This window comes from Pseudoalteromonas sp. NZS11_1 (genome assembly GCF_015864275.1).
GTDB lineage: Bacteria > Pseudomonadota > Gammaproteobacteria > Enterobacterales > Alteromonadaceae > Pseudoalteromonas > Pseudoalteromonas arctica.
Genome location: NZ_JADYXK010000002.1, coordinates 183,956 through 198,011, shown reverse-complemented (window position 1 = coordinate 198,011; position 14,056 = coordinate 183,956). Strand labels below are relative to the sequence as shown.

Sequence of the window (14,056 nt, the reverse complement as noted above, 5' to 3'; positions counted from 1 at the left end):
ATGAATATTGAAATATTACCCGCGCGTTTAGCTAACCAAATTGCCGCAGGCGAAGTGGTTGAGCGCCCAGCGTCGGTAGTAAAAGAGCTAGTCGAAAACAGTTTAGATGCTGGCGCTACACGTATTCAGATAGATATAGAGCGTGGCGGTCATAAGCTTATTCGTATACGTGATAACGGTTCAGGGATAAGTAAAGATGAGCTAACGCTCGCGCTTTCTCGTCACGCTACGAGTAAATTAAAATCTCTAGATGACCTTGAAAATATTTGTTCACTTGGTTTTAGGGGAGAAGCGCTTGCGTCAATTAGCTCTGTATCGCGTTTAACGCTGAGCTCAAAACCAAAAGATCAAGAAGCTGCTTGGCAAGCATTTGCAGAAGGTCGCGATATGGCCGTGCAAGTAAAGCCAGTAGCGCACCCTGATGGCACAACCATTGAAGTAAAAGATTTATTTTTTAACACCCCAGCTCGTCGTAAATTCTTGCGTACCGAAAAAACGGAATTTAGCCATATTGATGAGTTGATAAAGCGTATTGCGCTTAGTCGCTTTGATGTCTCTATTACACTAACTCACAACGAAAAAGTAGTAAGGCAGTATCGTGCAAAGACAGATCCCTCTCAGGCTATTACACGTGTAGCGCAAGTTGCAGGTAAGGCTTTTGCTGAGCAAGGTTTGCATATTCAATCAGGAGAGGGTGGCTTACAGCTGCATGGTTGGGTGCTACCTGTAGGTTCAGCTAATACGACTCAGTATACTTATGTTAATAATCGTATGATGCGCGATAAACTTATTCTGCATGCTATACGCCAGGCATTTGAAGAAGTAAGCGGAACACAAGAATTACCCGGTTTTGTCATTTATATTGATATAGACCCTCGGCAGGTTGATGTAAATGTTCATCCAGCTAAGCATGAAGTCCGTTTCCATCAAGGGCGCTTAATTCATGACTTTATATTACAGGCTATTAAGCAAGTGGTAGTGCCGCTGCAAGGTGAGTTTACGAATGAACCGCTTAGCTCTGAGGTGGAATCTGCGCCTGTGTTTATGGGGTCAGCGCATAGTAGTTCTAATGATATAAAAGCGGATGGAGTATTTGATTACCCTAAATCGCAATTACAGCCCTCTTACTCTGGAAGTGCTGGTAGTTCAGCATCAGGTACTAGAAGTGTTGGCGGTGGCGGGGCATACCGTGCTACACCAAGTACGAGCCATCATGATGTAAACGCGTTTTATCAAGGTGTGAGTGAGCAACACGCTGCGCATTTTGATAATGTAGCAAACATACCCGTAGCACAACACCAGTTAGAGTCTGCGCATAATGTTTTAAAGACAGTTTCAATCATCAGTGTTAATGAAGGTGCGTGTGTATTTAGTGTTGAGCAGCAATTGTATTGCTCACATTTCAAATATGCATTGGTAGATGATTGGCATAATCAAATTAAAGAGTCCGGAAGTTTAGAAGGGAAAGCTCTTTTGCTGCCCGTAAGAGTAAACTTATCAAAAGAAGATTGCTTACTTATAGAAGCTCAGCAATCGTGGTTTACTTTACTTGGTTTTGAACTCGTAATAGAAAAACAGTTTGTAATGGTTAAAAAATTGCCAGCGTGCTTATATTTACTTGATGTAAGTACAGCGATAGGTGAGCTACTTGATGGGTGTAAAGCAGGGCTTGAAAATATAGAGAATTGGTTAGAGTGGCAGATAAAATGTGTACCTCCCCGGTTTTATTTAAGCAATGTGTTTTTAGCGCAACAAATGCGCTTACAAAATAATCCGCAAACTATTGAACGCTTACGCGAAAAAGCAGTTAAAATAGAGCTAAATCACTATTTAATGCAATTAGATTAAGGTATCAGTGTTGAGTAATTTACCAGTCATATTTTTAATGGGTCCAACTGCTGCTGGTAAAACAGCATTGGCAATCTCACTGTGCGAGCATTTAAATACAGAAATAATCAGCGTTGATTCAGCGTTAGTGTATAAAGATATGAACATTGGTACTGCAAAACCCGATGCAGAAGAACTTGCTAAAGCTCCGCATCATCTGATCGACTTACTTGACCCGAGTGAAACATATTCAGTTGCTGATTTTAGGCGCGATGCAGTACAAAAAATTGACGAATTTCATAGACAAGGTAAAGTGCCTGTATTGGTTGGAGGTACAATGTTGTACTTTAAATCTTTAATTGATGGTTTATCGCCTTTGCCTGAAGCAGATACAGTAATAAGATCAGAGCTAGAAGCACAAGCTAAAGAATTTGGCTGGCCTCATTTATATAAAGAATTAGTTAAAGTTGACCCAAAAGCAGCCGAAAAAATAAGTGAGAATGACTCACAAAGGATTAACCGAGCTTTAGAGGTTTACAGGTTAACTGGTAAGACCATGACTGAGTTGCAAAAGCAAAAACAGCCGGCTTTACCTTATACTTTTCATCAATTTGCGATTGCACCGCAAGAACGTAGCGAATTACATCGCCGAATTGAAGAAAGGTTTAAAATAATGATTGATCAGGGGTTTGAAAATGAAGTTTCGACCCTATATCTACGTAAGGATTTACACCCCAATATGCCTTCTATTCGTTGTGTTGGTTATAGACAAATGTGGGATTACCTTGCGGGTGAAACAAGCCATGATGAAATGGTTTTTCGTGGCATCGCAGCAACACGTCAATTGGCAAAACGTCAGTTAACGTGGCTTCGTAGCTGGCCTGATGTTACTTGGTTAACAACGGGTGACGAAGAAAACTTGCATCGTGTAGTAAGTTCGCTAAGCTAGTAGTAGTTGAATATTGTTTTTTATCAAATAAGTTCAGCCACTTAATTATAATAACACCTAGAACGAAGGAACAATAACATGGCAAAAGGCCAATCGTTACAAGACCCATTTTTGAATGCACTACGACGTGAGCGCATTCCAGTATCAATCTTTTTGGTAAATGGCATAAAATTACAAGGCAAAATTCAGTCATTTGACCAATTTGTTATTTTACTAGAGAACACCGTAAATCAAATGGTTTATAAGCATGCAATTTCAACAGTTGTCCCTGCTCGCGCAGTTAACTTCCAAGCAGTTCAAGGGAGTGAAGACACTGAAGAACCAGAAGCTGGTAACTTTTAATTAGGAGCATAATGTTTGTTTGACCGCTATGAATCCGGCGAACAGGCAATTTTAGTTCATATCGACTTACCTAAAGAAGGGGATCGTGAAGATCTTCATGAATTAGAAATGTTGGTATCTTCTGCTGGTGTTAGTAGTTTGGCGGTTGTGCAAGGCAGCCGTCAAGCACCACATCCGAAACTATTCGTCGGTACCGGTAAAGCAGAAGAAATAGCTGAGATTGTCAAAATCCACAATGCAGATGTCGTAATTTTCAATCATCAACTCAGGCCGTCACAAGAGCGTAATTTAGAGCGTGTTTGTCAGTGTCGTGTGCTTGATAGAACGACGCTAATTCTTGATATTTTTGCCCAACGTGCACGTACCCATGAGGGTAAGCTGCAGGTTGAATTGGCACAACTTCGCCATATGTCGACTCGATTAATTCGGGGCTGGACCCATCTTGAACGCCAAAAAGGCGGGATTGGTTTACGTGGACCTGGTGAAACCCAACTTGAAACAGATAGACGATTACTTCGTGCCCGAATTCAAAATATCCGTGCGCGTTTAGCTAAAGTAGCAGTGCAACGCGAACAAGGTAGGCGAGCTCGTACTCGTAACGAAATACCTACGGTATCGTTAGTTGGCTATACCAATGCGGGTAAATCTACATTATTTAATCGAATTACGAATTCAGATGTATACGCGGCCGATCAGTTGTTTGCAACGCTTGACCCGACTCTACGTAAGCTTGAATTAGGTGATGTTGGTCCTGTTATCTTAGCTGATACAGTGGGCTTTATTCGTCATTTACCGCACGACTTAGTTGCTGCTTTTAAAGCAACGCTAACTGAAACTCGTGAAGCTGATTTACAGTTACATGTAATTGACGCAGCAGACTCTCGTCTTCAAGAAAATATTGAACAAGTACAATCGGTGCTTAAAGAAATTGAAGCCGATGAAGTACCACAGCTATTAATTTATAATAAAATTGATGCGCTGGATAACGTAAGCCCACGTATTGATCGAGATGACGAAGGCCAACCTATAAGAGTATGGCTTAGCGCTCAGACTGGTGAAGGGTGTGAATTACTTAGTGAGGCTATTAGTGAACTGCTTGCTAAGAAGATGTTTAACGAAACATTATTTCTTACGCCATTGTATGGTCGCCTAAGGGCTGCATTGTTTAGTTTAAATGCAGTACATGAAGAACGCTTTGATGAGCAAGGTAATTGGCTGTTAGATGTTAGAATGCCAATGGTTGAGTGGAATCGTTTAATTAAAGAATTTGGTCCTGAAATTGCTGGTTTTATCAACCGTAATTAAAAATTGACGTTTTAATGTCGGTTTTTGTATGAGAAACGCGGTAGATTTGTTAGATTTAACACAATTTCCTAATTTATTTAGATAACAATGGAGTATAGCTATGGCCTGGAATGAACCGGGTAATAATGGCAATGACAAAGATCCGTGGAATAATAAAGGCGGACGTGATCAAGGCCCACCTGATTTAGACGAGGTGTTCCGCAAGTTTAGTAACAAGTTCGGCGGCTTATTTGGCGGGAAAAAATCCGGCAATGGTAGCGGCGGTGGACTTGGCGGAGCCGGTATTTCATTTATACTTATTATCGCCGTTATTGTATGGGCGTTAAGTGGTATTTATACGGTTAAAGAAGCCGAGCGTGGTGTGGTTCTTCAATTTGGTAAATATGACCGAATTGCTGATCCTGGTCTGCGTTGGAAAATGACGTTTATTGAAACGGTAATCCCAGTAGATATTGAAGCAGTTCGTTCATTATCGGCTTCTGGTTTTATGCTTACTGAAGACGAAAACGTAGTGAGCGTTGAGTTTCAGGTGCAATACCGTGTTATTGACCCATACCTTTATGAATTTAGCGTAACTAACGCTGATAGTAGCTTAGAAGAAGCACTAGATAGTGCACTACGTTACGTTGTGGGCCATGCAAAAATGGACCAAGTATTAACTAATGGCCGTGAGGTTGTTCGTCAAAATACATGGGATGAGCTTAATAAGATTATCGAACCATATAACTTAGGTTTAATTGTTACTGACGTGAACTTTAAAGACTCTCGTCCGCCAACTGAAGTTAAAGATGCATTTGATGATGCGATTGCTGCACAAGAAGATGAAGAACGTTTCATTCGTGAAGCAGAAGCATATGCTCGTGAAATTGAACCGCGTGCTCGTGGTCAAGTAACGCGTATGACTCAAGAAGCGGAAGGTTACCAAGAGCGTATTACATTAGAAGCACAAGGTGAAGTAGCTCGTTTTGAAAAGCTATTACCTGAATATCAAGCAGCTAAAGAAGTTACTCGTGAGCGCTTATACATTGATGCAATGGAAGAAGTGTTAGGGAGTAGTTCTAAAATATTGGTTGATGTTAAAGGCGGTAATAACATGCTTTATTTACCACTTGATAAGATCATGGATAAGCAAGGGACAGCAACACGTGTTGCACTTCCAAGCTCTAGTGATATTCAAGATTTACGCAATAAAGTAAATACGTCGCGCAATAGCTCTGTTAATAGTGGTAATGACCGCTTTAACAATGACCGCTTCAATGATGGGAGATAATCATAATGAAAAACTTTAGTTTAGTAATACTATTAGCTGCCATTGTTATGTCTTTCTCATCGGTATTTGTTGTACCTGAAGGGCAAAAAGCAATTGTAATGTTATTTAGTAAAGTACAAAAAGACAGCGACGATCAAGCGATTGTATATGGCCCAGGCCTACAATTTAAGGTGCCATTTTTTAGCCAAGTACGTCGCATTGATGCACGTATTCAAACGCTAGATGGTGCGCCGGATCGCTTTGTTACTAGTGAGAAAAAAGACTTAATTGTTGATTCGTTTGTAAAATGGCGTGTTAATGACTTTAGCGCTTTTTACTTACGTGCCCGTGGCGATAAGCAATATGCTGAAACGCTACTTAAACAAAAAGTAAATAATGGTCTTCGTACAAACTTTGGTACACGTACAATTCGCGAAATTGTATCGGGTGAGCGTAGCGAGTTGATGGAAGAAGCGTTAGTACAAGCTTCTGAAAGTGCACGTGAGCTTGGTATTGAGGTGCTAGACGTACGTGTTAAGCAAATTAACCTACCACAAGAAGTGAGTAGCTCTATTTACCAACGTATGCGCGCTGAGCGTACTGCTGTTGCAAAAGAGCATCGTTCTGAAGGTCAGGAAAAAGCCGAGACTATTCGTGCGGGTGTTGACCGTCGTGTAACAGTAATGCTTGCCGATGCAGAGCGTAATGCGCGTTCTGTACGTGGTCAAGGCGATGCTGATGCCGCAGGCATCTATGCAAGCGCGTATAACAAAGACCCTGAGTTCTTTAGTTTTGTGCGTTCGCTTGAGGCTTACAAAAAGACTTTTAAAAATAAGCAAGACGTTATGGTGCTTTCACCAGATAGCGACTTCTTCCAATATATGAAAGGCGCTAAAGCTCAATAGGCTTTACGTTAATTATTTAGAAGTTAAAAAGCCTCGCATTTGCGGGGCTTTTTGTTAAACACAGTCTAGTGCTTTAAATCACTGTTATTTATGTGGTTATTAGCTAATATTTGGATATAACAAATGCGCGCAGAAAAAATAAGCTGAACAGGGGTGATCTTTACTTTAGTTTTCTGGTAAAATCTCGTCCTAATTTTCTCTAAGTGAATTTACGATGGGTAAAAACGTTGTTGTATTAGGCACCCAATGGGGTGACGAAGGAAAGGGTAAGGTAGTTGATCTCCTTACAGACAAAGCATCTTTAGTAGTTCGTTATCAAGGTGGCCACAATGCGGGTCATACTTTAGTTATCGAAGGTGAAAAGACGGTTCTACACCTTATTCCATCGGGTGTATTACGTGACAATGTTAAATGTGTGATTGGTAATGGTGTAGTTTTATCACCAGAAGCGCTAATGAGAGAAATTGGCATGCTTGAAGAACGCGGCGTACCAGTACGTGAGCGTCTTTTAATAAGTGAAGCATGTCCGCTAATCTTGCCTTTCCATGTTGCATTAGATGTAGCCCGCGAAACTGCTCGTGGCGATAAGCCAATTGGTACAACTGGCCGTGGTATCGGTCCTGCGTACGAAGATAAAGTGGCTCGCCGTGGTTTACGCGTAGGCGATTTATTTAATCCTGAATTATTTGCAGCTAAATTAAAAGAAGTTCTTGAATACCATAACTTCACTTTAGTTAACTACTACAAAGTAGACGCTGTAGATTTCCAAAAAACGTTTGATGATGCAATGGCTGTTGCTGATATCTTAAAAGCAATGGTTGTAGATGTAACTGAGCTTTTAGATCAAACGCGTTTAGCAGGCGAAAACATTTTATTTGAAGGTGCACAAGGTACGTTACTTGATATCGATCACGGTACTTACCCTTATGTAACATCTTCAAATACTACAGCTGGTGGCGTTGCTACTGGTGCAGGTTTTGGTCCATTAAACCTTGATTACGTTTTAGGTATTATTAAAGCGTACACTACACGTGTTGGTTCAGGTCCTTTCCCTACAGAGCTTTACGACGGTCTTGAGAAACAAGATCCAGTTGGTAAGCACTTAGGTGATAAAGGCCATGAGTTTGGCGCTACAACAGGTCGACTTCGTCGTACTGGTTGGTTAGATGCAGTGGCTATGCGCCGTGCGGTTCAAATCAACAGTATTTCAGGTTTTTGTTTAACTAAGCTTGATGTTTTAGACGGCTTAGAAACGCTTAAAATCTGTATTGGTTACAAGCTTGAAGATGGCACAGTTACTAACGTAACACCATTAGCAGCTGAAGGTTACGATAAAGTAACGCCAGTATACGAAGAAATGCCAGGTTGGTCAGAAAACACTGTTGGTGTAACGAGTCTTGACGGTTTACCAAAAGCTGCGATTGACTACATCAAGCGTATTGAAGAAATTACGGGTGTTCCAATTGATATTATTTCTACAGGTCCAGACCGCGTAGAAACTATGGTACTTCGCAACCCGTTTGCGTAATTACCATTAGATTAAAAAAAGCTGCCTAGTGCAGCTTTTTTTGTATCTAAAATTCACCTTGGAACGATCTTTGTATATATTTTAATAAGTTTATTTTTATAAGTGGTGAGCATGCGTTTATTTTACCGTAATTGCGTATTAAGGCTTTCATTAATTCCGCTGTCTTTATTTATAGCAACCAACAGCTTAGCTACAGAAAGCCCTGCTGCTGTACCGCTGTATACAGAATCTGAGCTAATTGCGTTAATAAATAAAAATACGCATTTAGCGCGGGTAAAGGCAGATGATTGCCAGTTAGTGCAAGATATAGAAGCACGAGCCAATAAAATGGCATTGCCGTCTTATCAATTTTTATACGGCGATATGCTGGCTTATAACGTGTGCGTGGATCGTAATGTAGAGTTAGGTGTGTATTACATGCGAAAAGCGGCTGAACAAGGCTTAGCGGCAGCGCTAGAGCAGTTAGGGCGTTACTACGACACCGGGCGTTTAGTTCAGCAAGATAAAGCAATGGCAATTACGTATTTGCGTGAAGCGTCGTCGCAAGGCAATTTAAAAGCACAACTACGTTTGGTTAAATTATTTAATGATGGCTATGGCAGCCCGCGTGATTTTGAAGATGCATACCGTTGGCTATTTAATTCTATGGTCGCAGATAAAGCGACTCATAAAAAAATTGAGCGAGCGCTGACTAAGTTAGCGCAAAAAATGCCAGATAGTGTGGTTGCGCGAGCTCGCCTTCCTATTTAATGGCTCTTAAAAAACAAAACCCTAACTTTTTAAGTTAGGGTTTTTGAGTTTTTACAGGTAGTAAAAGTGTTTAACTTTCTTCTTTAGCCTTTGTTTGCGGGTCTTTTAAGACCGACATTTTAGGCGGCTGTAATGCAACAACACGTTCACCTTCTTGCGGTGGTTTTTCCATGTTGATTGTAAACGGTCTTAGCTTAATTGGCGTATCGTCGTCGCTGTCTTTATCACCTTTAAGAATAAACAAAGGGATAGCCTCAGGGTTCATTTCTAGGTATTGCTCCCAGCTAAACTCATCCGAGATACGTGTTGAACTAACCTTACCGCCTTTAGCTATGATACTGCTCAAACGTGCGTATGAGCCTTCGTCGCCAAACAATATTTGTCTAGATAAAAACGTTGCACTGTCTTTATTTGCTTTAGCATGCGACGTTGATGAGCGAAGCGAAAATACATTTTTTTCATTAAGTAAATGCGAAAAGTATTGAACGCCTAGCGCATTATGATGACGGTTTGGCGATAGCGCTAAGACACTGCGAATAGTTGTTAGAGGTAAGTAGCGTTCAGCATGCTCTGATTGCGGGTTACCATAATAACAAGCTAAGCCATCCATACGTGCCATTCTGCAGTTTTCCCATGCAGGATCTGAAAGGTGAACCGGAATATTCTGCTCTTGTAAGCCACGTCCAATTGCACGCGATACATGGTTTGCACCAATAATTAATATTGTATTTGGTGATGGTTGGCGTACGCCTAATAGCTTGGCAACAGGAATGGCTGTTAAGCTTTGCAGCACAACCGTAATGATGATCACCGTAAATATAAGTGGCACCATTTTTTCAGCATCAGCAACGCCAGCTTCCATCATACTTAGTGCAAATACTGACCCAACGGCTGCGGCAACTATACCGCGTGGAGCAATCCAGGCAAGTACCAAGCGAGACTTCATTGGTAAGTCAGTACCAAAGGTCGAAATAGCAATACACAGTGGGCGTGCAACAAAAAGCACAATAGCTAAAAATATAAATACATCGCTGTCGAGCATCATCAAATCAGAAAGCTGTAAACGTGCTGCAAGTAAAATGAACAGCGTTGATATTAATATCATCGACAAGTCTTCTTTAAACTCAAGTACAGAATCTATTTCTAAATCGTCTTGGTTCGCAAGCCAAATACCAAATACAGTTACTGCTAATAAGCCTGATTCATGGCTTAAATAATTTGATACAGAAAAACTAATAAGGACTAGTGCTAAAATTCCAAACTTATGTAATTCAAATGGCAGCCACTCGCGACGCATTAATAGGGTTGTTAGCCAACCTGCAGCAACACCAATACTTAAACCAACACCCAGGGTTTTAACTAAAGCAATAATAGTATGACTAAATACTTCGCCTTGGCCTACAAGCATTACAGCTTCAAATACCAATACAGCAAATAATGCGCCAATTGGGTCTATTACAATACCTTCCCAGCGAAGTATGCGGTCTATGTCTTGTGTTGGACGCATTGAGTTTAATAGCGGTGCTATAACGGTAGGGCCAGTAACAACGAGTACTGCGCCTAGTACCGCAGCAACACGCCAGTTAAGCTCAAGCAACCAGTAGGCGCTTAGGCTAATAATAATGCAGGTAGTAAGCATACCGATTGAGCAGAGATTCCTTACAACTTTTCCTATCCCTTTTAATTCTCTGAAATGCAGAGTTAAGGAACCTTCAAATAAAATGATGGCAACGCTTAGTGATACTACTGGAAACAGTAAATCACCTAAAAGTGCATCAGGGTCTAAAACACCACTAAATGGTCCAAGTAAAAGACCAGTAAGCAATAAAAAAAGAATAGCGGGTACTCTAAAAGCCCACGCGACCCATTGGGCAAGCACAGAGCAAAGTGCGATACCGGCTATGTAAATTGCTGACATAGATTAAGAATTCCTTATTTATGACGATATGTTTAGAAAGTATAACTTTTGTTAATTATTAATACAGGGGTATACACCGGAAACTGAAATATTACTAATCAATTTTAGCTGCTTATAAAAGATTAGTAGGCTTAAATTATTTAGCGAGAACTTAGCCACCTTATTTTAAAGTGTATTAATTGTTTAATTTATTGAATTTTAATAACAATATAAAGGGTATGAGTGTTTCGTATTAACTTAGTTCGAATTTTAACCTTGATTTTAAAGGGGTATTTGGTGTATTATACTTCGTGTTCTAATAATTAGTCATCTAACGAAGTTTATTGAAGATAAATCAGGCTTGTTAATCTTAACGTCATTTTTAATCTTTATAATCATGTGTTAGTGATGTTTCTAGTATTAGAGCATTACAAAATATCATTTGCCGAATTCTTGGTATGGTTTTGCCAAACAAGTTTATTTAATTATTTAAGTAAATAAAGGTTTGAGTTGAACTATTACTTTCAATATTTAGCCCCCCATCGTGGCGGTTAAATCTCGGTCCTTTGGTCTTCACCCTATCTGTTGGTGTATCAGACTTTAGAGGCTCTATGTATGTTGTTAATAAAAAAGCCACACACAGCTTTTTACAGCGATGCATAAACAACACTTTTAAATTTTTTGATTAGTGCTGCTCAATATTATTGGGTTGTTGCTACTTTTACTTAACCTCAAATCTAAGCCTCTTGTTTTAGATATGGTTTTTGCGTGTGTGTAAAAAAGTGTTGCCTAAATGAAAAGAAAAATTCGAAGCTATGTTTTAAACCTAGCTACTTAGTTTTAGCTCGTCTAATTAAGATGAGCGCAGATAAAATGGAAAGTTGAGCATTTATGCAAAAGTTAAATTGGCGACGTATCGTACTTAAAGTAGGTAGTGCATTAATTGCACCAGATCAAGATGGCTGCCGTTCGCGTTACATATTAACCATCGCACAGTTCATTGTTCGTTGTCGTGCCCGTGGAATCGAGGTGATTTTAGTATCATCGGGTTCTGTAGCGGCTGGAGCGCATTTATTCCCATCAGACAAACCTCGCTCTGTGGTGATGAAAAAAGCAATGGCAGCAGCAGGCCAAACAGAAATGATCGCCATGTGGGACCGCTTTTTTGACTTTCCATCTGCGCAACTATTATTAACGCACGGCGATTTACGTGACCGCGAGCGTTACCAAAGTATTCGCGAAACAGTGTTTACTTTGCTTGAGCATGGTGTTTTTCCTATCATTAATGAAAATGATGCTGTAACTACCGACGACTTAAGAGTGGGTGATAACGACAACTTATCAGCAATGGTCGCAGCAGCAGCCGATGCCGATGCTTTATTAATATTCTCAGACGTTGATGGGTTATATGATAAAAACCCTAACTTACATGATGATGCGGTGTTACTGCCTGAAATAAAATCAATTGATGAATCTATTTATGCTATGGCAGGATGTGCTACAAGTGCTGTTGGTACTGGTGGCATGAAAACCAAAATAGAAGCGGCAGAAAAAGCAACGTCACATGGTATCGCGACTTATATTATAAACGGCTTTAAAGAAGAAACATTTACGAAACTGCTAGCTGGGGAAAATCCTGGTAGCGTATTTTTACCTTACGAAAAACCGATGCAAGATTCTGTACATTGGATGACACACACAGCAAATGAGCAAGGTGAAGTTGTTGTTGATGGATCATTTGATGAATCCCTTGAAGGTGAAAGTGGATGTATTCGCGGTGATGAAATCATGGAAGTCCATGGTGAATTTGCTGTTGGTGATACCATTTTAGTACGTAGTGAAGACGGTACGCGTTTAGCTAAAGCGACCGCAAATTATAGTAGCTGTTTGTTAAACTTTATTGCAGACAACGAACAGAGTGAATTCAGCGAAAAAATGCAGGATTCAATTGGACCAGTTATATCTGAAAAACATATCGCATTATTGGAGAAGTCATGAGTTTAATTACGGACATTTCACGCCAGACAGCTAAAGCTGCCCATACACTTGCTTTACTCGATACCGAGACTAAAAATCAAGTACTAGTTGAAATGGCAGCGGCATTAAGAGAGCAAAAAGCATTTATAATCAAAGAAAACGAAAGTGACCTAAGCGCAGCACGCGACAATAACTTAGCAGCCTCAATGATCGACCGCTTAACGCTAAACGATGAGCGTATTGAAGCAATGGCAGAAGGTATTGAAGTAATCGTAAGCCTGGACGATCCTGTTGGTCAGCTACGTGATATTACAGAGCGTCCAAATGGCATTAAAATTCGTAAAATGCGCGTACCTCTTGGCGTTGTATGTATGATTTACGAAGCACGCCCAAATGTAACAGCAGACGCTGGCGCATTATGTTTTAAATCAGGTAATGGCGTAATTTTACGTGGCGGTAAAGAAGCACTTAAAAGTTCGCAAGCTATCGCAAGTGTAATGCACAGCGTACTTGAAAAGCATAACTTACCAGTATCACTTATTTCAGTGATTCCAGATCCAGATCGTGCACTATTAATGGAATTAATGCAGCAACGTGAAAGCATTGACTTAATAATTCCACGTGGCGGTGAAGGCTTAATTAACTTTGTTACTGAAAATAGTACGATCCCAGTAATTCAGCATTACAAAGGCGTTTGTCATCTATATGTAGATAAAGATGCAGACCTAGAAATTGCGCTTAACTTACTACTTAACGGTAAAACGCAGCGTACCGGTGTTTGTAATGCACTTGAGGGCTTAGTAGTTCATCAAGATGTTGCAGATGAGTTTTTAAATCTGTGCGCAGTTGTATTACGCCAAGAAGGTGTAAAAATAAATGCTGACAGCTTTGCAGCTAAATACTTTGATAATGCAACTGTGTTAGCCGATAACGAATTTGGTGAAGAATATCTAGACCTAGAAATCGCTATTCGCGTTGTACCAAACTTTACGGCAGCGGTTGAACACATTGCACAGTTTGGTTCAAACCACACTGAAGTAATTTGCACTAAGAACGCAGCCGCTGCAGAGTTATTCCAGCGTAGTGTTGATGCTTCTGTAGTGATGGTTAATACATCATCTCGCTTTTCTGATGGCTCACAGCTGGGTCTAGGCGCAGAGATTGGTATAGCAACTTCTAAGCTTCATGCATACGGCCCTATGGGACTTGAGTCACTGACTACTGAGAAGTACTTAGTGAATGGTGAAGGCCAAGTTCGTGAGTAACCGCTAAAGCTTAATTTCATTAAAAAGCCGAGTATGGAAATACTCGGCTTTTTTGTTTTTTC

Annotated in this window: 11 protein-coding genes; 10 read left to right on the top strand and 1 reads right to left on the bottom strand. The window is 40.4% G+C overall.

The genetic code is table 11. The annotated features are described in order from the left end of the window. The 8 genes from mutL to I6F44_RS03520 all read left to right on the top strand — a co-directional run bounded on the left by mutL (position 1) and on the right by I6F44_RS03520 (position 8,855). Positions 1-1,848, top strand: a complete 1,848-nt coding sequence (mutL, locus tag I6F44_RS03555) for a DNA mismatch repair endonuclease MutL (RefSeq protein ID WP_197173305.1) — start codon at positions 1-3, stop codon at positions 1,846-1,848. 10 nt (positions 1,849-1,858) lie between these two features. Next, entirely contained in the window at positions 1,859-2,776 is a 918-nt protein-coding gene (miaA, locus tag I6F44_RS03550; protein WP_007586400.1) for a tRNA (adenosine(37)-N6)-dimethylallyltransferase MiaA, read from the top strand. A 78-nt stretch (positions 2,777-2,854) separates the two neighbouring features. After that, positions 2,855-3,118, top strand: a complete 264-nt coding sequence (gene hfq / locus I6F44_RS03545; RefSeq protein ID WP_007586402.1) for an RNA chaperone Hfq — start codon at positions 2,855-2,857, stop codon at positions 3,116-3,118. 15 nt (positions 3,119-3,133) lie between these two features. Beyond that, positions 3,134-4,423 (top strand): ribosome rescue GTPase HflX, encoded by a 1,290-nt coding sequence (hflX, locus tag I6F44_RS03540; protein ID WP_007586404.1) that lies wholly within the window; start codon positions 3,134-3,136, stop codon positions 4,421-4,423. Between the two features lie 100 nt (positions 4,424-4,523). Further along, a complete protein-coding gene (gene hflK / locus I6F44_RS03535; RefSeq protein WP_010554352.1) occupies positions 4,524-5,693 on the top strand; it encodes an FtsH protease activity modulator HflK in 1,170 nt (389 codons plus the stop codon). 5 nt (positions 5,694-5,698) lie between these two features. Beyond that, complete coding sequence (hflC, locus tag I6F44_RS03530) at positions 5,699-6,577, top strand: protease modulator HflC (RefSeq protein WP_010554353.1); 879 nt, start codon at positions 5,699-5,701, stop codon at positions 6,575-6,577. 214 nt (positions 6,578-6,791) lie between these two features. Next, positions 6,792-8,105 carry an adenylosuccinate synthase gene (locus I6F44_RS03525; RefSeq protein WP_010554354.1) on the top strand — a complete coding sequence of 438 codons (1,314 nt, stop codon included), beginning with the start codon at positions 6,792-6,794 and terminating at the stop codon, positions 8,103-8,105. A 111-nt stretch (positions 8,106-8,216) separates the two neighbouring features. Beyond that, on the top strand, positions 8,217-8,855 hold the full coding sequence (locus I6F44_RS03520) for a tetratricopeptide repeat protein (RefSeq protein ID WP_007586412.1): 639 nt from the start codon (positions 8,217-8,219) through the stop codon (positions 8,853-8,855). 70 nt (positions 8,856-8,925) lie between these two features. Here I6F44_RS03520 and I6F44_RS03515 read toward each other — a convergent pair whose 3' ends face one another. Beyond that, positions 8,926-10,773, bottom strand: a complete 1,848-nt coding sequence (locus I6F44_RS03515) for a cation:proton antiporter (RefSeq protein ID WP_007586413.1) — start codon at positions 10,771-10,773, stop codon at positions 8,926-8,928. Positions 10,774-11,643: 870 nt separating this feature from the next. On the opposite strand from I6F44_RS03515, the gene proB reads away from it, so the two are divergent. Further along, on the top strand, positions 11,644-12,750 hold the full coding sequence (gene proB / locus I6F44_RS03510; protein ID WP_010554355.1) for a glutamate 5-kinase: 1,107 nt from the start codon (positions 11,644-11,646) through the stop codon (positions 12,748-12,750). Next, a complete protein-coding gene (locus tag I6F44_RS03505) occupies positions 12,747-13,994 on the top strand; it encodes a glutamate-5-semialdehyde dehydrogenase (RefSeq protein WP_007586417.1) in 1,248 nt (415 codons plus the stop codon). Before proB ends, I6F44_RS03505 begins: the two co-directional genes overlap by 4 nt. Positions 13,995-14,056: the final 62 nt, after the last annotated feature.

Excerpts from the sequence above, each read along its gene's own strand:
- mutL (WP_197173305.1), top strand. The coding sequence starts at position 1 with ATGAATATTGAAATATTACCCGCGCGTTTAGCTAACCAAATTGCCGCA.
- hfq (WP_007586402.1), top strand. The coding sequence starts at position 2,855 with ATGGCAAAAGGCCAATCGTTACAAGACCCATTTTTGAATGCACTACGA.
- hflK (WP_010554352.1), top strand. The coding sequence starts at position 4,524 with ATGGCCTGGAATGAACCGGGTAATAATGGCAATGACAAAGATCCGTGG.
- hflC (WP_010554353.1), top strand. The coding sequence starts at position 5,699 with ATGAAAAACTTTAGTTTAGTAATACTATTAGCTGCCATTGTTATGTCT.
- I6F44_RS03525 (WP_010554354.1), top strand. The coding sequence starts at position 6,792 with ATGGGTAAAAACGTTGTTGTATTAGGCACCCAATGGGGTGACGAAGGA.
- I6F44_RS03520 (WP_007586412.1), top strand. The coding sequence starts at position 8,217 with ATGCGTTTATTTTACCGTAATTGCGTATTAAGGCTTTCATTAATTCCG.
- I6F44_RS03515 (WP_007586413.1), bottom strand. The coding sequence starts at position 10,773 with ATGTCAGCAATTTACATAGCCGGTATCGCACTTTGCTCTGTGCTTGCC.
- proB (WP_010554355.1), top strand. The coding sequence starts at position 11,644 with ATGCAAAAGTTAAATTGGCGACGTATCGTACTTAAAGTAGGTAGTGCA.
- I6F44_RS03505 (WP_007586417.1), top strand. The coding sequence starts at position 12,747 with ATGAGTTTAATTACGGACATTTCACGCCAGACAGCTAAAGCTGCCCAT.